This window comes from Erythrobacter colymbi, from assembly GCF_002155685.1.
GTDB lineage: Bacteria > Pseudomonadota > Alphaproteobacteria > Sphingomonadales > Sphingomonadaceae > Erythrobacter > Erythrobacter colymbi.
The window spans coordinates 433,282-453,702 of the sequence record NZ_MUYK01000002.1 but is presented as its reverse complement, the minus strand read 5'-3'; the positions used below and the strand labels follow the sequence as shown (position 1 = coordinate 453,702).

Sequence of the window (20,421 nt, the reverse complement as noted above, 5' to 3'; positions counted from 1 at the left end):
GCGCTTTCCTCGGCTAGGGGCGCGCGCCATGAAGGTAGACCTGTTCGATTTCGAGCTTCCGCAAGAGCGCATCGCGCTACGTCCGGTGCGTCCGCGCGATGCGGCGCGGATGCTGGTCGTGCGCGGGGCCGATGCGCCGTTCGAAGACCGCGGTGTGCGGGATCTGCCAAGCCTCCTCAATCCCGGCGACGTGCTCGTCTTCAACGACACCCGTGTGATCCCCGCCCAGCTCGAAGGCCGCCGTGCCGATGGCGAGGCGAAGATCGGTGCGACTCTGCACAAGCGGATCGACCTCAGGCGCTGGCAGGCGTTCCTCAAGAACGCCAAGCGGGTGAAGATCGGCGATCAGCTGGTCTTCGGTGGCGGCGTCACGGCGATTGCCGAGGAGCGCTTCGACGATGGCTCGCTGACGCTGTTCTTCGAGGGCGAGGAGCCGGTCGAAGTGCTGCTCGACCGTGCGGGCACCATGCCGCTGCCACCCTACATCGCCAGCAAGCGCGGGGTCGATGCCCAGGATCTCGAAGACTACCAGACCATGTTCGCGCGCGAGGAAGGCGCCGTCGCCGCGCCGACGGCCTCGCTGCACTTCACGCAGCGCCTTGTCGACGCGATCGACGCGGCCGGGATCGGCCGGGCTATGCTGACGCTCCATGTGGGGGCGGGCACCTTCCTTCCCGTGAAGGCCGACGACACCGACGACCACCAGATGCACGCCGAGTTCGGGCGTATCAGCCAGGAGACCGCCGACCAGCTCAACGCCGCCCGCGCCTCCGGCGGCCGCATCATTGCGGTCGGCACCACCTCGCTGCGCCTGCTCGAGAGTGCGGTGGACGAGGACGGGGTGATCCAGCCCTTCGCCGGGGATACCGCGATCTTCATCACGCCGGGCTACAGGCTCAAGGCTGTGGACGGGTTGATGACCAACTTCCACCTGCCCAAATCGACGCTGATGATGCTGGTCAGCGCGCTGATGGGTCGCGAGCGGATGATGGCAGCCTATGCCCACGCCATCGCCAGCGAGTACCGCTTCTACTCCTACGGGGATTCCTCGCTGCTGCTGCCCTGACCGGGTCCCTGTCGGCGCGCTTAGCAGCCGTCACCGCCGCACAATTCTTCCCGCGTTAGTAACAGCTTGTGCGACTTCGCACCGGCCGCGAGGGGCTGTTTCCCCGTAGGGGACAGCCGTGACTTGCGAGTGATTGCCCGCGAGTTACCTTACAGTTAAGCATCTGTATTTACTCAATACATCGCGTTGACTCCCTGAACGAGTCTCCATATGTTTGAGTCGCTTTGAATAAATATGTGATTTCAAAGCGATTCGCGGTCGTCTCGGATATATAAAAAACAATAGCTGCTCTGCATTTCATTCGGAAATGCGGCGCGAATATTTGCGCATCTACGATGCGTATAAATTGGGAGTGACGAAATGAACCAGGTTGGAAAGTTTTCACTCAAGAACAACGGCGGCTTCGTCGTGAAATTGCAGTTCGTGTACGTCGACAGCAGCGGCGAAAAGCACCATGTCGACGGCACCGACAGCTTCCCGCTCGGCCAGAGCAAGACCGCCGATCCCGGCGATTACGGCGTGCCCGACGGCTCGCCCGTCGCGCTCTACGCCTTCGTCGTGTGGGGCAAGGACAACACCGCGACCCAGTTCTTCACCTATTCGAAGGGCAACGGGACGACCGCCAACTATACCATCAGCGGCACGACGCTCGACAACAGCCTCGGCTTTGAAGGTCTCTCCAACTGACCCTCTGACCGCAAACGCGAAAGCAAGACGAGAAAACGGAGAAGTATCATGCAAAGCATCGGCAATTTTTCGCTCTTCAACCAGGGCGGTTTCGTGACTAAGCTGCAGTTCGTCTACTGGGACGCGCAGGGCAACAAGATCCACAAGGACGGCACCGGCGGTATCCCGCTCGGCCAGAAGAAGACCGCCAGCCCGGGCGACTTCGGCGTGCCCGACGGGGCGACGGTGGCGCTCTATGCCTTCGTGGTGTGGGGCAGCGACAACGAGGCGAACCAGATGTTCACCTACGATGCCTCCAGCAGCGTGACGGCGAACTACACCATCAGCGGCACCACGCTGAACAACTCGCTGGTGCTGACCTCGGTCGGCTGACGCTGATTTTGCCCGACTGCGGGTGACACTTCGCTCATGCTTCCCTAATTGGGTGGCATGAGCGAAACCATCCTCTCCATCCGCGGCCTCACCAAGACCTACCGCGGCGGTACCCGCGCGCTCGATTCGGTCGATCTCGATATCCGGAAGGGCGAGATTTTCGCACTGCTGGGGCCCAATGGCGCGGGCAAAACCACGCTGATCGGTGCGGTTTGCGGGCTGGTGCGGCCCACGGGCGGCACGATCACGGCCTTCGGGCAGGACCTTGCGAAGGACTGGCGCCGCGCGCGTGCGCGGATCGGCCTCGTTCCGCAGGAACTCGCCACGGATATGTTCGAGACCGTGTGGCGCGCGGTGGCCTATTCGCAGGGGCTGTTCGGCAAGCCGTCCGACCCCGCGCGGCTTGAGGAAATCCTGAAGAGCCTCTCGCTGTGGGACAAGAAGGACGCGCAGATCCGCGCGCTTTCGGGCGGGATGAAGCGCCGCGTGCTGATCGCCAAGGCGCTGGCGCACGAGCCCGAGCTGCTGTTCCTCGACGAGCCCACCGCCGGCGTCGATGTCGAACTGCGCAAGGACATGTGGGAACAGATCGGTGCGCTGAAGCAGCGCGGGGTCACCATCATCCTCACCACCCACTACATTGAGGAAGCCGAGGAAATGGCCGACCGCGTCGGGATCATCCAGCGCGGGCGCATCCGCATGGTCGACGAGAAGCGCGCCATGATGGAGCGTCTCGGCACCACCGAGGCGGTGATCGATCTCGCCGCCCCGCTCGATGCCATCCCCGAGGCGCTGGCGGGCTTCGCGCTCGAGCTGTCCGGGGGCGGCACGCGGCTCACCTATCGCGGCGGCAACGGGCAGGGGAAGGGCCGCGCGCAGGTCGCCGAACTCACCCAGGTGCTCACCCGCGCGGGGATCGGCTTCACCAGTCTCGACATCCATGACAGCTCGCTCGAGGACATTTTCGTCGGCCTGCTCGGCAAGCACGAGGAGGCCGCGTGATGCATTTCAACCTGCGCAGCGCCTATGCGATCTACCGCCGCGAGATGGCGCGTGCCTTCCGCACCGCCTTCCAGTCGATCCTCTCGCCGGTGCTGACGACCTCGCTCTATTTCGTGGTGTTCGGCAGCGTCATCGGCGCGCGGATGGAGCCGGTGGGCGGGGTGCCCTATGGCGCCTTCATCATCCCCGGCCTGCTGATGTTGACCCTGCTGGGCGAGACCACCAGCAACGCGAGCTTCGGCATCTACATGCCGCGCTTCACCGGGACGATCTACGAACTGCTCTCCGCCCCTGTGGGCGTCGCCGAGACGCTCACCGGCTTCGTCGGTGCGGCGGCGACCAAGGGGCTTATTCTGGCCGCGATCATCCTCGGCACGGCGACCTTCTTCGTCGATTACCAGATCGCCCACCCGCTGCTCGCCGCGCTCTACATCATGCTGGTCGCATCGAGCTTCGCGCTGTTCGGGTTCATCCTTGGCATCTGGGCGGATTCGTTCGAGAAGCTCGGCATCATCCCGATGCTGATCCTGACCCCGCTGACCTTCCTCGGCGGCACCTTCTACTCGATCCGCGACCTGCCCGCGCCGTGGGACGCGGTGGCTCTCGCCAACCCGATTGCCTTTCTGGTGAGCGGGCTGCGCTATTCCTTCTATGGTGTCTCGGACGTGCCGATTGCCGTGTCGCTGGGCCTGACGCTCGGCTTCCTGACGGTCTGCGTCATCATCATTTCGGTGATTTTCCGGACGGGATGGCGGCTCAGAGAGTAATCCATGTTAGTCGATGATTTCACTGGTCTGACATGAAGCACTACCAGTCCGACATTAAGCGTCTCACCTGATTTCGTTCATTTCGCAGACAATGGCTGCTTCCTAGCCCCCGTCCGACGTCGCACCTCCCGCGGCGGATCGAAAAGGACGGAAAGACACCATGAAGAAGCTCGTCTTCATCTCGCTCGTCGCAGCCGGCGCCATCGCGCTTCCGGCGGCGGCACAGGCCCAGAGCACTGACAGCAACAAGCCGGAAGTCACCATCGGCGCGCAGGTCGGCCGCCACAACCTCGGCATCGACCTCGGCGATCTCGATGCCGACAACGGCGAATTCGACGATCTGAACATCAAGGACACCGGCACGATCTACGGCGGGTTCGCCGCGGTCGACTTCCCGCTCGGCGAAAACCTGTTTGCCGGTGTCGAGGGTAACGCCAGCCTCGGCGATGGTCCGATCGAAGCGGAATATGGCGTCTCCGGCCGTCTCGGCTTCCGCACCGAAGGCGGCGCCAAGATCTACGCCCGCGGCGGTTACCAGTGGGTCGATCTCGATATCGAGAACCTGACCGGTGTAAGCGAGGACTTCCTCGATGACAACGGCATCAGCACCCCGGACGTGGGCGGCGACTACCTCGTCGGCGTCGGCGTCGAAGTGCCGGTGAGCAAGGTGGTGCTGCGCGCCAATGTCGACACCATCGCTTTCGACACCCTGCGCGGGACCGTCGGCGTCGGGATCAAGTTCTGACGCACGGAAATGCACCGGAGGGCTGGCTCGCCAGCTCTCCGGATACCCTGCGCCGGTCGATCCGCAGCGGCCTTTGGTCGGCCCGGCTCAGCCGTTGAACGAGCCTGAACGGCAGCCTTTCAAGCGGTTCATCCTGATGAAAGTGATAGGAACATAGGTGAGTTTCCCTAGGGCGCACGACCCCCCGTGCACCGTAAAACAAGGGAAAACAGAACCATGAAGACCCTCACTCTCGCCACGTTCGCCGCTCTCGGCGCGATCGCGCTCCCCGCCGCTGCGCAGGCCCAGACCAGCGAAGACCCCAAGGTCGAGACCTATGTCGGCGTCACCGCCGGTATCCACGATCTCGGCGTCGGCCTGCCGGATGACGACGGCGGCATCTACGGCGTGGTCGCCGGCGTCGACGTGCCGGTCGGCAAGACCTTCTTCGTAGGCGCTGAAGGCAACTACAACATCGGCGACGGCGCGATCGACAGCGAATACGGCATCGCAGCCCGCGCGGGCGTGCGCGTTGGTGACAACGCCAAGGTCTATGTCCGCGGCGGTTATCAGGAGGTCGATTTCGACCTCGGCAACTTCGTCACCCCGGCGGTCGTCGGTCTCGATGACACCGATGGCGACTACCTCGTCGGCGCCGGCGTCGAGTTCGGCCTCGGCGACAGCCCGATCGCCTTCCGCGCCGGGATCGACACCATCGCGTTCGATTCGACCCGCGCGACCGTGGGCGTGCTCTACAAGTTCTAAGCTTACCGCTTAGTCTGACTTGCGAAGGGGCAGGGGATACGAGGCACGTTTCCCTGCCCCTTTTGCTTGCGCGTGACACTTTCGTGCAGGGGCGCTAGGGGCGGCGCGCTATGACGGCCCCGCGCTTCCAGTTCACTCTCCACGCGATAAGCGGCAAGGCGCGCACCGGCGTCATCGCGATGCAGCGCGGCGAAATCCGCACGCCCGCCTTCATGCCGGTCGGCACCGCCGCCACGGTCAAGGCGATGAAGCCCGAGGCCGTGCGCCAGACGGGCGCCGACATCATCCTCGGCAACACCTACCACCTGATGCTTCGCCCGGGTGCCGAGCGCGTCGCGCGGCTTGGCGGCCTGCACAAGTTCATGAACTGGCAGCGCCCGATCCTTACAGACAGCGGCGGCTATCAGGTGATGAGCCTCTCCGAACTGCGCAAGCTGACCGAACAGGGCGTCGAATTCCGCAGCCACCTCGATGGCAGCAAGCACATGCTCACGCCCGAGCGCAGCATGGAGATCCAGCGCCTGCTCGGCAGCGACATCGTCATGGCCTTCGACGAATGCCCGCGCGCCGATCGCCCGCGTGACGAAATCGCCGCGTCGATGGAGCTTTCGATGCGCTGGGCGAGGCGCAGCCGCGAAGGCTTCGATGGGGGCGAGGAACACGCCGAGCGCTCCGCTCTGTTCGGCATCCAGCAGGGCGCACTCCACGAAGACCTGCGCCGGATCAGCGCTGACAAGCTCACCGACATCGGTTTCGATGGCTACGCCGTCGGCGGCCTTGCCGTGGGCGAGGGGCAGGAGGCGATGTTCGGCGTGCTCGACTACGCCCCCGACATGCTCCCCGCAGACCGCCCGCGCTACCTGATGGGTGTGGGTAAGCCCGATGACCTCGTCGGCGCGGTCGAGCGCGGGATCGACATGTTCGATTGCGTGCTGCCGACCCGCTCGGGCCGCAACGGGCAGGCGTTTACGTGGAACGGCCCGCTCAACCTCAGGAACGCCCGCTTCGCCGAGGACACCGGCCCGCTGGATGACCGCTGCCACTGCCCGGTCTGCACCACCTACAGCCGCGCCTATATCCACCACCTCGTCAAATCGGGCGAAATGCTCGGCGCGATGCTGGTGACCGAACACAACCTCAGCTTCTACCAGGCGCTGATGCAGGGGATGCGCGAGGCCATCGCTGCCGACCAATTCGCCAGCTTCGCCAGTAACTTCCGCCGGGATTATCTGCATCAGAGGGCTTGAATGCCCCTTCGCTCCCGTTAGTCTCGGCTGTTAGCGCAGACCAGCTTTGGGAGCTTCCATGACCGTTACCGCCACCTCGCCCGCGCGCCTGCGCACCCTGCTGCTTGCGGGCAGCCTGCTGGCCCTTGCGAGCGGCGCGGCAGCGCAGGAGGTGACCGACCAGGATGCGATCCGCTTCGGTGCGCGGGCCGACGTGCTCGACATCAGCCTCTCGCCCTCGGGAGACAAGATCGCCTTCGTCTCGGCCGGGCCGGGGCACACCGAAGTCGTCAAGGTGATCGATTTCACCAAGGACGCGGCGGTCAAGCCGGTGCTGACCAATGGCGAGAAGGTGGTCGATATCGACTGGTGCCAATGGGCGAGTGATACCCGCCTCGTGTGCCAGCTTTCGGGCATGGGCGGGGCGCAGAACGGGCTTCTGATCCCCTTCGACCGGCTGATCGCGCTCGATGCCGATGGCGGCAACATCAAGATGATCAGCCAGAACGATTCGCCCCGCGCGCTGGGCTTCAACCAGTTCGGCGGCGATGTGCTCGCGCTCGATGTGGCGGGCGAGGAGGGCATGATCCTCATGACCCGCAATTTCGTCCCCGAAACCACCACCGGCTCGCGCCTTGGCAACGAGAAGACCGGCCTTGGCGCGGAGCTGGTCGACACCGCCAATGGCCGCCGCCGGATGCGCGAACAGCCTGACGAGGGCACCCGCCGCTATGTCGCCGACGAGCAGGGCCGGGTGCGGATCAGGATGATCCCGCAGACGGACTCCGCCGGGCAGATGACCGGCACTTTCCTCTATTACTACCGCAAGCCCGACAGTAGTTCGTGGAGCCCGCTGGGGCCGCTCACCATCGATGGGCAGACCGTCGATTCGATCATCCCGCTCGGCGTCGACAGCGCGCGCAATGTCGCGATCGGCTTCGTCTCCAAGGGCGGCTACGACGCGATCGCCGAGGTCGCGCTCGACGGGACGGGCGCGGGGCGGATGCTGATGGCGCGCGGCGACGTCGACGTCGATTCGCTGATCCGCATCGGCCGCAAGAACCGTGTGGTGGGCGGCAGCTATGCGACCGAGAAGCGCCAGATTGCCTATTTCGACCCCGCGCTGGCCAAGCTCGCCGCCGATCTCGGCAAGGCGCTCCCCGACAAGCCGCTGGTGAACATCGCCGGGGCCAGTGCGGACGAGCAGAAGCTGCTGCTGATCGCGTCGAGCGACACCCAGCCCGGAATGGTCTACCTGTTCGACCGCAAGGCCCGCGCGCTCGAGCCGTTGCTGCCGCTGCGCCCGCAGCTCGAAGGCGTAGCGATGGGCCAGATGAAGCCCGTCACCTACCCGGCGCGCGACGGGACGCAGATTCCCGCCTATCTCACCCTGCCGCCGGGTTCGGACGGCAAGGGCCTGCCTGCCATCGTCCTCCCCCACGGCGGCCCGGCCGCGCGCGACGAGTGGGGCTTCGACTGGCTGGTGCAGTACTTCACCGCCAAGGGCTATGCCGTGCTCCAGCCCAATTACCGCGGCTCGGCCGGCTATGGCGATGCCTGGTACGGCAAGAACGGGTTCAAGGCGTGGGATGTGGCGATCGGCGACGTCAACGATGCGGGCCGCTGGCTGGTGAGCGAGGGCATCGCCCGGCCCGAGAAGCTCGCCATCGCGGGCTGGTCCTACGGGGGCTATGCCGCGCTGCAATCGCAGGTGCTCGACCCCGCGCTGTTCAAGGCGGTGGTGGCGATCGCGCCGGTTACCGATCTCGGCTTTCTTGGCGATGATGCGCGCGGCTACACCAATGCCCGCCTGGTCCGCCAGCAGGTTGGCGAGGGGCCGCATATTGCCGCAGGCAGCCCGCGCCGTCACGCCGACCGCTTCATGGCACCCGTCGCGCTGTTCCATGGCACGCGCGATCTCAATGTCGACGTGCGCCACTCGCAGGCGATGGCAAAGGCGCTGAAAGACGCGGGCAAGAGCGTGACCTACAGCGAATATCCCGAATACCAGCACAGCCTCGATGACAGCGCGGTGCGCAGCCGGATGCTGGCGGAGATCGGCACCTTCCTCTCCGCCACGCTGGGCGACAAATAGGGCAGGGCCGAAGCCCCTCGACAAGCGGGGCTTCGACCGCCTAGGGCGCTGGCATGACCGACAGTCCTTTGAACCCCGAAGCCTGCACGACCATGCCCGAGGTGCGCGCCGGGGTCGATGCGCTCGACCGCGAGATCGTGGCGCTGCTCGCCAAGCGGTTCGGCTACATGCGCGCCGCCGCCCGGATCAAGCCCTCGCGCGATGCGGTGCGCGACGAGGCGCGCAAGGCGAGCGTGATCGCCGCCGCCGTCGCCGAGGCCGAGGCCCAAGGCATCCCTGGCGATGTCGTTGGCGACATCTGGGAGCGGCTCGTCGAAGGCTCGATCGCCTATGAATTCGGCGAGTGGGACAAGATCAGGGCGTGATCCGGCACGGGGCGCGCTTGCATGAGTGAGCTCGCCTTCGGTTGGCGCACCGCGCTGCTGCTGGTGGCTTTCCTCCAGCTGCTCGCCATCGCCGCCGCGCTGACCCGCCCGCTCGAGAACCGCGCCTCCAACCGCACGCTCGCTGCGCTGCTGGTGGTGCTGGCGGGGATCATCACCCCGTGGATGATCGGTTTTGCGGGCTTCTACGACCAGTGGCAGTGGCTGAGCTTCGTGCCGGTCGCGATCACGCTGGCGGTGGCACCGCTGTTCTGGCTCTATGTCCATGCGCTGCTCAAGGGCCGCTGGCCGGAGCGGGGTGCGTGGCACCTCGCGCCTGCCATCGCGCAATTCGTCTATCTCGCGACCTGCTTCGTACTGTTGCCGCTGCAGGTGAAGGATGCGTGGCTCGGCCTTCAGGCACCCGCCTACAACGCACTCACCGGCCTCGGCGTGATGATCGGGCTCGCCGCCTATGGCCGCGCGAGCCTTGCGCTCATCACCCGCTACCGCGCCGACCTGTCGCAGCAGGTCGCCGACGAGCACCGCTATGCGCTGGGCTGGCTTGGGCAGGCGCTGGCGGCGCTGTTTATCCTGCTCGGAGTCTGGACGCTGTTCAGCGTCTGGGACCTGATCGCCCCGCTCGGCTATCGCGGGTTCATGGGGCTCTATGTCGCGATTGCCGCCATCGCGCTGTTCCTCGGGGTGCAGGGCCTGCGCCATGCCGACCGCCGCTTCCCCATGCCTGCGCTCCCGCCGCCCGATGCCGCGCCTGAGCGGGACTGGGCGATGCTGGGGCAGGAATGGGCCGCGACCACCCGCGCCCAGCGCTGGCACGCCGATCCTGATCTGAGCCTCGCGCTCCTCGCCCGCAGGCTCGGCACCAACACCGGCTACCTCTCGCGCGCGCTCAACGAGGGGCTGGGGGTCAACTTCTCGACCTTCGTCAACCGCCTGCGCTGCGAGGATGTTGCCGGGGCGCTGGCAGAAGGGCGGGGGGACGACCTGCTCGACCTCGCGCTCGAGGCCGGGTTCAGCTCCAAGGCGAGCTTCAACCGCGCCTTCCGCGCCGAATATGGCTGCACCCCGTCCGAATACCGCGCGCGGGGTGACGTCTCAAAACCCGAATAATCACGGGTTTCCGTGCTTTTGCAGCGCAAGGCGCGGACAGGCGCGGCATCCGGGGCTCCTCACGGAAAGGAGACGATCATGCTGGACAGACGGGGCTTCATCGGCGGGGCGGGGCGCATGGCCGCGGGCGGAGCGGCGCTGGCGATGCTGCCGGAGATGCTGGCGGCGCAGCAAGCCGGCGCGCTCGACGACATGACGATCCTGCGCGGCGCGCTCGGCCTGCACCCCGGGCTCTACCGCTACAACACTCCGCGCGAGATCGAGGGCGGGCTGATGTGCCTCGAGACCGCGCTCGCCCGCTCCGAAACCCGCGCCGAGCGGTTCGTGGCGATCCAGCGCTTCCTCTCGATGGTCCGCTGCGGGCACACCCAGTGCAACTTCTACAACCAGTCCGACGCCGTGGTCGCCGAGCTGTTCGACCGGCCGACACGCGTGCCCTTCGCCTTCGCGTGGCTGGGCGATGCGATGGTGGTGACCGAGGATCTGAGCGGCACCGGCAAGCTGGCGCCGGGCACGCGGATCGTGACGCTGAACGGTTTGACCGTCTCCGACATCCTCTACCGCTTGCTCCCCCTGACCCGCGCCGACGGGCACAACGACACCAAGCGCCGCATCCAGCTCGAGATGCGCAATACGGACACCTACGACTATTTCGACATCTATCAGGGCCTGCTGATGCCGCCCGAGGGCGGGTTGACGCGTCTCACCGCACAGCGCCCCGATGGCAGCGAGTTCGCCGCGGAATTCCCCGCGCTGGGCCTTGCCGCGCGGCAGGCGACGATCAAGGTGCCCGAGGACAACGGCACCGCCACCCCTCTATGGACGTGGGAGATGCGCGGCGATGTCGCCGTGGTCACCATGCCGACCTGGGTGATGTACAACACCAAGTGGGACTGGAAGGGCTGGCTCGACGAGCGGCTCGCGAGCCTGTCGGGCGCGCGCGGCCTCGTCATGGACCTGCGCGATAACGAGGGCGGAAACGAGTGCGGCAACGCGATCCTCTCGCGCTTGACCGACAAGGACATCCAGTTCCCCGGATACCGCCAGCTGGTGCGTTACCGCGAGACTCCGGCAGCGCTCGATCCCTATCTCGACACCTGGGACAGGAGCTTCCGCAAGATGGGCGTCGAAGCGAGCGACGTCGGCGGCGGGTTCTACCAGCTGCCGGGCCAGAGCGAGGAGACCGACTTCATCCCGGCCAAGGCCCCGCGCCTCACCGTGCCGGTGGCGGCGCTGATTTCGCCCGTGTGCAGCTCGGCGACCTTCTCCTTCGCGCGGCGGGCGAAGGAATCGGGGCTGGTCCGGCTATTCGGCGAAACCTCGGGCGGCAACCTCAGGGGGATCAACGGCGGGGCCTATTTCTTCGTGCGGCTGCCGCAATCGGGAATCGAGTTCGATGTGCCGCTGATCGGCTACTACCCGGCCTCGCCGCAGCCCGATGCCGGGGTCGATCCCGACGTCTTCGTCCCGCGCTCGCGTGCCGGCCTCGCCGCAGGACGGGATTCGTGCATGGACACGGCGATCGACTGGTTGCGGCGCGGGTGACCCAACGGAAAAGGGCGGCCCCGCAAGGCCGCCCTTTCCGTATCTCTTGCGATGCCCCGAGGGATCAGCGCGAGTAGAACTCGACCACCAGGTTCGGTTCCATCGTCACCGGATAGGGCACTTCGTCGAGCTTCGGCACGCGGGTGAAGGTCACCTTGTCGTTGCCGTCGGGCTGGACGTAGTCGGGGATGTCACGCTCGGCGAGGCTCTGGGCTTCGATCACCAGCGCCATTTCCTTGGCCTTGCTGCCGAGGCTGACGACGTCGCCCACGTTCACGCGGCGCGAGGCGATGTTGCACTTCTGGCCGTTCACGTAGATGTGGCCGTGGCTGACGATCTGGCGCGCGGCGAAGATGGTCGGAGCGAACTTGGCGCGGTAGACGACCATGTCCAGACGCTGCTCGAGCAGGCCGATCAGGTTCTGGCTGGTGTCGCCCTTCATGCGCGAGGCTTCGAGGTAGTTGCGCTTGAACTGCTTTTCGGTGACGTCGCCGTAGTAGCCCTTGAGCTTCTGCTTGGCGCGCAGCTGCAGGCCGTAGTCGCTCATCTTGCCCTTGCGGCGCTGGCCGTGCTGGCCGGGGCCGTAGGAACGCTTGTTCACCGGGGAATTCGGACGGCCCCAGATGTTTTCGCCCATGCGGCGGTCAAGCTTGTGCTTGGCGCTCTTGCGCTTCGACATAGTCGTATCCTTCAATGTGCTGGCCCGCCACTGCGGCAGGCTTCAACCCGGCATCGCTCCATCACGCCATAAAGCGTGACGCGGCGCCTGCTTCACCGGGGTGCAGGGCCCATTTGCGAAGGCGCGCGCATAGCAGGAACGACGCCTGCGTCAAGCGCCGTGCGCCGGTCAGCGCGGGTTATTGATCTCGCGCCATTCCTCGACCGTACGGCAGACCTTGGTCTTGCGGCGGCTCGACATGTCGAGCTTCACATAGCGGCAGACGCGTTCGTCCTTGGCTTCGGTCTCGCCCTCGGGCTGGGTTTCCTGGGTCTGCGCTTCCTCGCGCTGCGGCGGGGTCTGGGCAGGCTGGGCTTGCGTGTTGGCGGCGGCGGCGAGAGGGGCAAGAAGGGCAGCGCCGGCCAGCGCCAACGGGAGGGATCGCAGGGAAATCATAAACAAACTCGCGGGGTTGGGGGGAGGGGTGCGCTGATCCTAGAGCGGAGGGCAGGCCTGTCCATCCCCCAATCGACGAACGACGTCAGCGCTCGCGTTCACGCTCGAGGCTGCTGAGGATCCCGCGCAAGGTGCGCACTTCGAGGTGGTTCCAGCCCGGCTTGGTGAGGAGACCGCGCAGCGTACGCTTCGTCGCTTCGGCGCGGCTTTCGGGGAAGAAGTAGCCGCGCGGTTCGAGCAGCTTCTCGAAATGGGCGATCATCCCGTCGAGCTCTTCCTGCGGGGCGGGGGGCAGGGTGTCCTCGAGCGTCGGCTGCACCAGCGTATCGCCCGCATCGGCCATCTCGCGCCCGATCCGTGACCATTCATAGGCGACGAGGATCACCGCCTGCGCGAGGTTGAGCGAGCCGAATTCGGGGTTGATCGGGATCGTCAGAATATTGCGGGCGAGCGCCACGTCCTCGGTCTCGAGCCCCGAGCGTTCGGGGCCGAAGATCACCGCGTGGCGGCCGGGCAGGGTGTGGACCTGCCGTCCGGCCTCGTCCGCGCCGATCACCGGCTTGGTGACGCCGCGCTTCCTCACCGTGGTCGCGTGGACATGGGCGCAATCGGCCACTGCCTCGGCGGTGGTGGCGTAGACCTTGGCCTGCTCCAGCACGATGTCCGCCCCCGCCGCCGCCGGGCCCGCCGACGGGTTGGGCCAGCCATCGCGGGGGCTGACGAGCCGCAGCTCGGTCAGCCCGAAATTGAGCATCGCGCGCGCGGCCTTGCCGATATTCTCGCCCAGCTGCGGGCGCACGAGCACGATCACCGGCTTGTTGAGGTCGGCCATATTCCGTTTAATCTTTCGCGGCTTGCTGGACGGTGCTGGCAAACTCTTCGAAGTCGCGGGCCTCGGAGAAATCGCGGTAGACGCTGGCGAAGCGGATATAGGCGACCGAATCGATCTGCCGCAGCCCTTCCATCACCAGCTCGCCGATATGCGAGGAGGGCACCTCGGCCTCGCCCGAGGTCTCGACCTGGCGCTGGATACCGCTGATCAGCTGGTCGAGCCGCTCCTGATCGATCGACCGCTTGCGGCAGGCGAGCGCGACCGATTGTTCGAGCTTCGAGCGTTCGAACGGTTCGCGCTTGTCGCCCGACTTCACCACCACGACTTCGCGCAGCTGCACGCGCTCGAAGGTGGTGAAGCGCGCCCCGCAAGACGAGCACTGCCGACGGCGCCGGATCGAGGCGTTATCCTCGGTCGGGCGGCTGTCCTTTACCTGGGTATCGTCATGGGCGCAGAAGGGGCAACGCATTCAGAGGCTTACTTCTTGATCCTCTGGTAGAGCGCGAAGCCGGCTCCGGCGATCAGCCCGACGGGGATCGAGAGCACGGGGAGCAGGAAACCCGCCGCCGCACCAATGGCAGCGCCCGTCAACACCGGCGCGGTCGAAGGGTGGTTGAGGCCTTCCTTGGCCATGCCGACCACTTCGGTCTTCACGTCCTCGACCCAATCGGGGCTCTGGCGGGGTTCCTGATCCATGATACGGCTCCTTACATGCCGGGATAGACGGGGAAGGCAGCGCATAGCGCGCTGACCCGCGCGCGCACGCTTTCTTCCACCTGCGCATCGCCCTCGGGGCCGTTCTTCGCAAGCCCGTCAACCACTTCGGCGATGAGCTTGCCGACGGTGCGGAACTCCTCCGGGCCGAAGCCGCGGGTGGTGCCGGCGGGCGTGCCGAGGCGGATGCCGCTGGTCACGAAGGGCGAGCGGGTATCGTAGGGGATGCCGTTCTTGTTGCAGGTGAGGAAGGCGCGGTCGAGGCCCTTCTCGGCGTCCTTGCCGGTCACATCCTTGGCGGTGAGGTCGACCAGCATCGAGTGGTTGTCGGTGCCGCCGCTGACGATGCGCAGGCCGTTCTCCTCGAGGCTCGCGGCAAGCGCCCGGGCGTTTGCGACGATGCGGTGGGCATAGTCGCGGAAGGACGGGTCGAGCGCCTCGCGGAAGGCCACCGCCTTGGCCGCGACGATGTGCATCAGCGGCCCGCCCTGCAGGCCGGGGAACACCGCCATGTTGAGCGGCTTGGTGTATTTCTCGTCATTCCACAGGATGATGCCCGAGCGGGGGCCGCGCAGGCTCTTGTGGGTGGTCGAGGTGACGATGTCGCAATGCGGGAAGGGCGAGGGATGCGCGCCGCCCGCGACCAGCCCTGAGATGTGGCTCATGTCGCACAGCAGGATCGCGCCCACTTCATCCGCGATAGCGCGGAAGGCGGGGAAGTCCCAGGTGCGCGAATAGGCGGTGCCGCCGCAGATGATCAGCTTGGGCTTGTGCTCGCGCGCCTTGGCGGCGACCTCGTCCATGTCGATGGTCTCGGTCTCGCGGCTCACGCCGTAGGAGACGACATTGAACCACTTGCCGCTCATGTTGACGGGCGAGCCGTGGGTGAGATGCCCGCCCGAGTTCAGGTCGAGGCCCATGAAGGTGTCGCCCGGATTGAGCATCGCGAGGAACACCGCCTGGTTCATCTGCGAGCCCGAGTTGGGCTGGACGTTGGCGAAGTTGCAGCCGAACAGTTCCTTGGCGCGTTCGATCGCGAGGGTCTCGACCACGTCGGCATAGTCGCAGCCGCCGTAGTAGCGCTTGCCCGGATAGCCCTCGGCATACTTGTTGGTGAACACCGAGCCTGCCGCTTCGAGCACCGCGCGGCTCGCGATGTTCTCCGACGCGATCAGTTCGATCTTGTCGCGCTGGCGGGCGAGTTCCTTGCCGATGGCCGCCGCGATCTCGGGATCGGCGTGGGCGAGGTCATTGTGCCAGAAGCCGTCCATCGGATTGGTCCGGGCGGCGAAATCGATGGGGGCGGTGCTCATTGGTGGGTCTCGATATGATCGGGCTGGAACGGGGGCTTGCCGAGCTTGCCGACGCGGCGCTGGTGGCGACCGGCCGGATCGCCGGCATCGGCGAATTCGGTGTCGAGGAAGGTGGCGATGCAGGACTTGGCCATCTCGATACCTACGAGCCGCGCGCCCATTGCGATGCAATTGGCATCATTATGTTCGCGGGCAAGCGCGGCCGAGAGCGGCTCGCTGACAAGGGCGCAGCGCACCTGCGGGTGGCGGTTGACGCTGATCGAGATGCCGATCCCGCTGCCGCACAGCGCGACGCCGAATTCGACCGTCCCTTCGGCGATGATCTCGGCCAGGCGGTAGCCGTAATCGGGATAATCGACGCTCTGCCCCGGCTCGGGCCCGAGGTCGGCGACCTCGTGACCTTCCTCGACCAGCCATTCGGCCAGCTCGGCTTTGAGTTCCACGGCGGCGTGATCGGAGGCGATGGCGATGCGCATGGGCGCCCTATAGGCGCTGGGGCAGAGATTCTCCACCCCCGGCGCGCGCCTTTTCGACCGGCGGCTTAACCTGCGCGGGAGGGTGCGTGACAGAGGGGCCGCGGATATCGGCGCAGGGATCATCGCCGACATTGACGCACGCTTCCTGCGCGGCAAGGGCCACGCCAGACCGCACGCGTGACAGCAAAGGTGGTTGAGCGGGTTAGCTCCTGCAAACTTACCGAAGTTCAGGGATATACTGCATTCGCCCAAGTTGACGCCTGCCATGCCGCCATGTGATCATCGCGGGGCAATCATGGGGGTGGGGCAATGGCAGACAATCCGATTTCACTGTGCCTGTCAGGCGGTGGTTTGCGTGCAACACTGTTCCACCTCGGCGTGGTGCGCGCGCTGCGCGAGCACAAGATGGGCGATGCGCGGCTGATCGACCGGATCGGCGAGGTGTATGCTGTGTCCGGCGGGAGCATCCTTGCTGCGCACATGCTGCTCAAATGGGACCTCTACACCGGTGACGACGATGCCTTTGCCGAGGCGCAGCGCGAGATCTACGCGCTCGCCCAGCGCAATATCCGCGACCGGGTGCTACGCCGCGCGGTGCTGTCGGCCATTCCCATCCGCCTGCGCAATCTCGTCTCGGGCAGCCCTCTATGCGGCCGCACGCACTGGCTGATGGGTGAATATGATCACCTGCTGAAGAAGGCCCGGATCGACGAGGCGGTCGAGGCGCATGGGCCCAAGCCGCGTTTCCACTTCCTGTCGACCAACTTCCGCACCGGCGAGCTGTGCTCCTTCTCGGGCAATTCCTTCGAGGTGGAAGGGCACGATGGCGGGCTTTCGGCCACCTCCTGCGGCCACCTGACCCTCAGCCGTGCGGTTGCCGCCTCGAGTGCTTTCCCGCCGATGTTCCCGCCGATGCTGCTCGACGACAAGCTGCTCGCCCGGCCGCGCGACAATGCCTTTCTCCTGCCGCTCCAGCTGTCGGACGGCGGCGTTTACGACAACCTCGGGATCGAGAAGTTCTGGCGCAATCTCGACCGTGATCCGGGCCTCGCGGGCACGCTGATCGTGAGCAACGCAGGCAGCCCCTTCCGTGCCGAGGCGAGCCGGACCTTCAGCGGCATCTTCTCGCGCAATATCCGGGCGAGCGACATCCTGATGCGGCGGATCGGCAAGGATTCCGAAGCCGAAATCGCCGCGAGCGAGCGGGTGGACGATGTCGTCGTGAGCCTCACGGACGCGGTGCCCGGCGGACCGCTCGATCCGGCCGTGCAGCAGACCCTGCGACTGGTGCGCACCGATCTCGACCGCTTCCGGCCCGAGCTTGCTGACCTGCTGGTCGAACAGGGTGCAGCGGCGGCGACGCAGCGTTTCGCCAAGCGCGGTTGGGAGCAATCGGGACCGCCGCCCAGCTGGCCCGGTGATGCTGCCGCCCGCCAGCGGCAGAAGGACATAGCCTCGCGCGCCGAAGCCCGGTCTTTCGTCAGCCTGCCATTCGACTGGCGCGACTGGAAACCGCTTCTGGCGCTCTGGGTGATTGCCGGGGTCATGGCCTGGACGGCGTTGAGCCTCGGCCAGGCCTATTTTGCCGCGAAGGCTGCCCGGAATGCCGCGCAGCAGGAGACCATCGCGCTTCTCGGGCAGCAATCGGACAAGCTGGCTGCTGTCACCGATGCGCTGCGCAACGGCCGGATCGAGCAGGCCCGCGAAATTCTCGCCATCGCGATCAGCGAGACCCAGAAGGAACAGGAAACCAAGGAGCAGGAGGTCAAGGACCAGGCCATCGCCGATGCCTCGCTGCTTCCGCTCCCGGCGGCCGAGGCGCCCCCGCTGGCGGCTCCGGCACCGCCGCCGCCGGTCAAGACGCAGGCGCCTGCCGTCCCGTCACCATTGCGGGTCTATATCCAGTTTGCCGGCCGGCTGACACGCGAGCAGATCGAAGGGTTGAACCGCAGCCTCAAGGCCAATGGCTGGAACACGCAAGGCGACAGCGGCGAACGGATCGCCAGCGCTTACGGCTTCAACGAGGTGCGCTACGGCGGCAACAACGCCGCCGCAGCCGCGCAGCTGGCGGCCGCGATCAACGCATCCAAGCTCACGTCCCGCAAGCTGAGGACCGTTCGGGTGCAGATCGTGGGCGACCGCAATCTCGAGGTGTGGATCTCGAAATAGGCCGCCCCGCCGGGCGGCTTACTGATCGAGGAACGAGCGCATCTTGCGGCTGCGGCTCGGGTGCTTGAGCTTGCGCAGCGCCTTGGCTTCGATCTGGCGGATACGCTCGCGCGTCACCGAGAACTGCTGGCCGACTTCCTCCAGCGTGTGATCGGTGTTCATCCCGATGCCGAAGCGCATGCGCAGCACGCGCTCTTCACGCGGGGTGAGCGAGGCGAGCACGCGGGTGACGGTTTCCTTGAGGTTCGCCTGGATCGCGGCATCCACGGGGATGATCGCGTTCTTGTCCTCGATGAAATCGCCGAGGTGCGAATCTTCCTCGTCCCCGATCGGGGTTTCGAGCGAGATCGGCTCTTTGGCGATCTTCATCACCTTGCGCACCTTCTCGAGCGGCATCGAAAGGCGTGCGGCCATTTCCTCCGGGGTCGGCTCGCGGCCTTCCTCGTGGAGGAACTGGCGGCTCGTGCGCACCAGCTTGTTGATCGTCTCGATCATGTGGACCGGGATGCGGATGGTGCGCGCCTGGTCGGCGATCGAGCGGGTGATCGCCTGCCGGATCCACCAGGTGGCGTAGGTCGAGAACTTGTAGCCGCGGCGGTATTCGAACTTGTCGACCGCCTTCATCAACCCGATGTTGCCTTCCTGAATGAGATCAAGGAATTGCAGGCCCCTGTTGGTGTACTTCTTGGCGATGGAAATCACCAGGCGCAGGTTCGCCTCGACCATTTCCTTCTTGGCGATACGCGCCTCGCGCTCGCCCTTCTGGACCATGTTGACGATGCGGCGGAACTCGGTGAGGCTCATGCCGGTTTGCGCGGCGATGTCGGCGATTTCCGAGCGGATGCGCTCGACCGCGTCTTCCTCGCGCTCGGCGAAGGCGGCCCACTTCTTGTCCTTCTTGGCGCGTTCCTTGATCCACGCGTCGTCCATCTCGTTGCCGACATAGGCGGCAAGGAAATCGGCGCGCTTGACCTTGTGACGCTCGGCAAGGCGCAGCATCTGCCCGCCCAGCGTGGTCAGGCGGCGGTTGAAGGCATAGAGGTTGTCGACCAGGAATTCGATCTTGGTCGCGTGGAACTGCACGCTCTCGACCTCGGCGGTGAGATCTTCGCGCAGCTGTTCGTACTTGGCTTCCTTGGCCGCCGGGAAGGCATTGCCCGCCGCGAGCGTATCGACGCGCTCGGCCTGGAGCTTCTCGAAGGCGTTGAACAGCGTGGTGATGCGCGCGAAACGCTCGAGCGCCTCGGGCTTCAGCGCGGCTTCCATTTGCGCCAAGGAGAGGGTGTTGTCCTCCTCCTCTTCCTCTTCGCGCTTCTGGCGGGGCTCGCCGTCCTCGTCCTCGTCGGCATCCGCCTCGGGCTCGTCCTCGACCTCGTCGTCCTCGCGGATGGTCGGGCCGGCGGTGGCTTCGGAGATTTCGTCGTCGTCGTCATCCTCGGCGCCGTCAGCCATCTTCTCGGCCGGGGGCTCCTTGGAGAGCATCGCGTCGAGATCGAGGATTTCGCGCAGCTGCATGTCGCCGTTGTTGAGCGCTTCGGACCACTGGATGATCGCGTGGAAGGTGATCGGGCTTTCGCACAGCCCCATGATCATCATGTCGCGGCCGGCCTCGATGCGCTTGGCGATGGCGATTTCGCCCTCGCGGCTGAGGAGTTCCACCGCGCCCATCTCGCGCAGATACATGCGCACCGGATCATCGGTGCGCTCGCCGGTGGCGAGCTTCTTGTTGGCCGCGCGGGCGTCCTTGGGAGCCTTGCGGTCGCCATCGTCGTCATCATCGTCATCATCGGCGACGATGTCTTCGGCCTCGCCGTCCTCGCGGTCCTCGGCTTCGGCCTCGGCATCCTCGTCGCTCTCGACGATCTGCACACCCATTTCGGAGAGCGCGGTCTGGATGTCCTCGATCTGGTCAGGGCTCATCTCGCCCGAGGGCAGCGCCTCGTTGAGCTCGTCATAGGTGACGTAGCCGCGCTTCTTCGCCTTGCTGATCAGCTTCTTGATCGAAGCCTCGTTGAGATCGATCAGCGGGGCATCTTCTTTTTCGGCCATAAAAGCGTTTCA

21 protein-coding genes are annotated in these 20,421 nt (G+C 65.9%); 13 read left to right on the top strand and 8 right to left on the bottom strand.

The window, feature by feature from the left end; all coding sequences use genetic code 11:
- The first annotated feature begins 28 nt into the window (after positions 1 to 28).
- The 12 genes from queA (at position 29) to BZF57_RS05455 (ending at position 11,742) form a co-directional block, all read left to right on the top strand.
- Complete coding sequence (queA, locus tag BZF57_RS05510) at positions 29 to 1,066, top strand: tRNA preQ1(34) S-adenosylmethionine ribosyltransferase-isomerase QueA (RefSeq protein ID WP_086735493.1); 1,038 nt, start codon at positions 29 to 31, stop codon at positions 1,064 to 1,066.
- A gap of 360 nt (positions 1,067 to 1,426) precedes the next feature.
- On the top strand, positions 1,427 to 1,753 hold the full coding sequence (locus BZF57_RS05505) for a hypothetical protein (RefSeq protein WP_086735490.1): 327 nt from the start codon (positions 1,427 to 1,429) through the stop codon (positions 1,751 to 1,753).
- A 93-nt stretch (positions 1,754 to 1,846) separates the two neighbouring features.
- Positions 1,847 to 2,125: a hypothetical protein gene (locus BZF57_RS05500; RefSeq protein WP_206073196.1), complete on the top strand. Its 279-nt coding sequence runs from the start codon at positions 1,847 to 1,849 to the stop codon at positions 2,123 to 2,125.
- A 57-nt stretch (positions 2,126 to 2,182) separates the two neighbouring features.
- On the top strand, positions 2,183 to 3,127 hold the full coding sequence (locus BZF57_RS05495) for an ABC transporter ATP-binding protein (protein WP_086735485.1): 945 nt from the start codon (positions 2,183 to 2,185) through the stop codon (positions 3,125 to 3,127).
- Complete coding sequence (locus BZF57_RS05490) at positions 3,127 to 3,894, top strand: ABC transporter permease (protein ID WP_206073213.1); 768 nt, start codon at positions 3,127 to 3,129, stop codon at positions 3,892 to 3,894. The genes BZF57_RS05495 and BZF57_RS05490 overlap by 1 nt, the downstream gene beginning before the upstream one ends.
- Before the next feature lie 160 nt (positions 3,895 to 4,054).
- Entirely contained in the window at positions 4,055 to 4,639 is a 585-nt protein-coding gene (locus BZF57_RS05485; RefSeq protein WP_086735479.1) for an outer membrane beta-barrel protein, read from the top strand.
- Between the two features lie 216 nt (positions 4,640 to 4,855).
- Positions 4,856 to 5,383 (top strand): outer membrane protein, encoded by a 528-nt coding sequence (locus tag BZF57_RS05480; protein WP_086735476.1) that lies wholly within the window; start codon positions 4,856 to 4,858, stop codon positions 5,381 to 5,383.
- Between the two features lie 110 nt (positions 5,384 to 5,493).
- On the top strand, positions 5,494 to 6,630 hold the full coding sequence (tgt, locus tag BZF57_RS05475) for a tRNA guanosine(34) transglycosylase Tgt (RefSeq protein WP_086735474.1): 1,137 nt from the start codon (positions 5,494 to 5,496) through the stop codon (positions 6,628 to 6,630).
- Between the two features lie 58 nt (positions 6,631 to 6,688).
- Positions 6,689 to 8,704, top strand: a complete 2,016-nt coding sequence (locus BZF57_RS05470; RefSeq protein WP_086735472.1) for an alpha/beta hydrolase family protein — start codon at positions 6,689 to 6,691, stop codon at positions 8,702 to 8,704.
- A gap of 53 nt (positions 8,705 to 8,757) precedes the next feature.
- Positions 8,758 to 9,069, top strand: coding sequence for a chorismate mutase (locus BZF57_RS05465; protein ID WP_086735470.1), 312 nt, complete (start codon positions 8,758 to 8,760; stop codon positions 9,067 to 9,069).
- Between the two features lie 21 nt (positions 9,070 to 9,090).
- Complete coding sequence (locus BZF57_RS05460; protein WP_086735468.1) at positions 9,091 to 10,197, top strand: AraC family transcriptional regulator; 1,107 nt, start codon at positions 9,091 to 9,093, stop codon at positions 10,195 to 10,197.
- A gap of 78 nt (positions 10,198 to 10,275) precedes the next feature.
- Positions 10,276 to 11,742, top strand: coding sequence for a S41 family peptidase (locus BZF57_RS05455; RefSeq protein ID WP_086735466.1), 1,467 nt, complete (start codon positions 10,276 to 10,278; stop codon positions 11,740 to 11,742).
- A gap of 64 nt (positions 11,743 to 11,806) precedes the next feature.
- Here the strand turns inward: BZF57_RS05455 and rpsD are convergent, their stop codons facing one another.
- From rpsD to BZF57_RS05420, 7 genes are all read right to left on the bottom strand, one after another.
- The gene (rpsD, locus tag BZF57_RS05450; protein WP_086735463.1) at positions 11,807 to 12,421 is read right to left on the bottom strand and encodes a 30S ribosomal protein S4; all 615 of its coding nucleotides are present in this window, start codon (positions 12,419 to 12,421) and stop codon (positions 11,807 to 11,809) included.
- A gap of 168 nt (positions 12,422 to 12,589) precedes the next feature.
- A complete protein-coding gene (locus BZF57_RS05445) occupies positions 12,590 to 12,856 on the bottom strand; it encodes a hypothetical protein (RefSeq protein ID WP_143738361.1) in 267 nt (88 codons plus the stop codon).
- Between the two features lie 85 nt (positions 12,857 to 12,941).
- Positions 12,942 to 13,688 carry an RNA methyltransferase gene (locus BZF57_RS05440; RefSeq protein WP_086735458.1) on the bottom strand — a complete coding sequence of 249 codons (747 nt, stop codon included), beginning with the start codon at positions 13,686 to 13,688 and terminating at the stop codon, positions 12,942 to 12,944.
- A 7-nt stretch (positions 13,689 to 13,695) separates the two neighbouring features.
- Positions 13,696 to 14,157: a transcriptional regulator NrdR gene (nrdR, locus tag BZF57_RS05435; RefSeq protein ID WP_086735456.1), complete on the bottom strand. Its 462-nt coding sequence runs from the start codon at positions 14,155 to 14,157 to the stop codon at positions 13,696 to 13,698.
- Between the two features lie 8 nt (positions 14,158 to 14,165).
- Positions 14,166 to 14,384: a hypothetical protein gene (locus BZF57_RS05430; protein ID WP_086735454.1), complete on the bottom strand. Its 219-nt coding sequence runs from the start codon at positions 14,382 to 14,384 to the stop codon at positions 14,166 to 14,168.
- 11 nt (positions 14,385 to 14,395) lie between these two features.
- On the bottom strand, positions 14,396 to 15,673 hold the full coding sequence (gene glyA, locus BZF57_RS05425; protein WP_143738388.1) for a serine hydroxymethyltransferase: 1,278 nt from the start codon (positions 15,671 to 15,673) through the stop codon (positions 14,396 to 14,398).
- A gap of 38 nt (positions 15,674 to 15,711) precedes the next feature.
- Positions 15,712 to 16,191: an RpiB/LacA/LacB family sugar-phosphate isomerase gene (locus tag BZF57_RS05420; RefSeq protein ID WP_086735450.1), complete on the bottom strand. Its 480-nt coding sequence runs from the start codon at positions 16,189 to 16,191 to the stop codon at positions 15,712 to 15,714.
- A 309-nt stretch (positions 16,192 to 16,500) separates the two neighbouring features.
- On the opposite strand from BZF57_RS05420, the gene BZF57_RS05415 reads away from it, so the two are divergent.
- A complete protein-coding gene (locus tag BZF57_RS05415) occupies positions 16,501 to 18,360 on the top strand; it encodes a patatin-like phospholipase family protein (protein ID WP_086735448.1) in 1,860 nt (619 codons plus the stop codon).
- A gap of 18 nt (positions 18,361 to 18,378) precedes the next feature.
- On the opposite strand, the gene rpoD is transcribed toward BZF57_RS05415, so the two are convergent.
- The gene (gene rpoD / locus BZF57_RS05410; RefSeq protein ID WP_086735446.1) at positions 18,379 to 20,409 is read right to left on the bottom strand and encodes an RNA polymerase sigma factor RpoD; all 2,031 of its coding nucleotides are present in this window, start codon (positions 20,407 to 20,409) and stop codon (positions 18,379 to 18,381) included.
- Positions 20,410 to 20,421 lie beyond the last annotated feature (12 nt).

Coding starts and splice junctions, on each gene's coding strand:
- queA (WP_086735493.1), top strand. CDS start 29: ATGAAGGTAGACCTGTTCGATTTCGAGCTTCCGCAAGAGCGCATCGCG.
- BZF57_RS05505 (WP_086735490.1), top strand. CDS start 1,427: ATGAACCAGGTTGGAAAGTTTTCACTCAAGAACAACGGCGGCTTCGTC.
- BZF57_RS05495 (WP_086735485.1), top strand. CDS start 2,183: ATGAGCGAAACCATCCTCTCCATCCGCGGCCTCACCAAGACCTACCGC.
- BZF57_RS05490 (WP_206073213.1), top strand. CDS start 3,127: ATGCATTTCAACCTGCGCAGCGCCTATGCGATCTACCGCCGCGAGATG.
- BZF57_RS05485 (WP_086735479.1), top strand. CDS start 4,055: ATGAAGAAGCTCGTCTTCATCTCGCTCGTCGCAGCCGGCGCCATCGCG.
- BZF57_RS05480 (WP_086735476.1), top strand. CDS start 4,856: ATGAAGACCCTCACTCTCGCCACGTTCGCCGCTCTCGGCGCGATCGCG.
- tgt (WP_086735474.1), top strand. CDS start 5,494: ATGACGGCCCCGCGCTTCCAGTTCACTCTCCACGCGATAAGCGGCAAG.
- BZF57_RS05470 (WP_086735472.1), top strand. CDS start 6,689: ATGACCGTTACCGCCACCTCGCCCGCGCGCCTGCGCACCCTGCTGCTT.
- BZF57_RS05465 (WP_086735470.1), top strand. CDS start 8,758: ATGACCGACAGTCCTTTGAACCCCGAAGCCTGCACGACCATGCCCGAG.
- BZF57_RS05460 (WP_086735468.1), top strand. CDS start 9,091: ATGAGTGAGCTCGCCTTCGGTTGGCGCACCGCGCTGCTGCTGGTGGCT.
- BZF57_RS05455 (WP_086735466.1), top strand. CDS start 10,276: ATGCTGGACAGACGGGGCTTCATCGGCGGGGCGGGGCGCATGGCCGCG.
- rpsD (WP_086735463.1), bottom strand. CDS start 12,421: ATGTCGAAGCGCAAGAGCGCCAAGCACAAGCTTGACCGCCGCATGGGC.
- BZF57_RS05445 (WP_143738361.1), bottom strand. CDS start 12,856: ATGATTTCCCTGCGATCCCTCCCGTTGGCGCTGGCCGGCGCTGCCCTT.
- BZF57_RS05440 (WP_086735458.1), bottom strand. CDS start 13,688: ATGGCCGACCTCAACAAGCCGGTGATCGTGCTCGTGCGCCCGCAGCTG.
- nrdR (WP_086735456.1), bottom strand. CDS start 14,157: ATGCGTTGCCCCTTCTGCGCCCATGACGATACCCAGGTAAAGGACAGC.
- BZF57_RS05430 (WP_086735454.1), bottom strand. CDS start 14,384: ATGGATCAGGAACCCCGCCAGAGCCCCGATTGGGTCGAGGACGTGAAG.
- glyA (WP_143738388.1), bottom strand. CDS start 15,673: ATGGACGGCTTCTGGCACAATGACCTCGCCCACGCCGATCCCGAGATC.
- BZF57_RS05420 (WP_086735450.1), bottom strand. CDS start 16,191: ATGCGCATCGCCATCGCCTCCGATCACGCCGCCGTGGAACTCAAAGCC.
- BZF57_RS05415 (WP_086735448.1), top strand. CDS start 16,501: ATGGCAGACAATCCGATTTCACTGTGCCTGTCAGGCGGTGGTTTGCGT.
- rpoD (WP_086735446.1), bottom strand. CDS start 20,409: ATGGCCGAAAAAGAAGATGCCCCGCTGATCGATCTCAACGAGGCTTCG.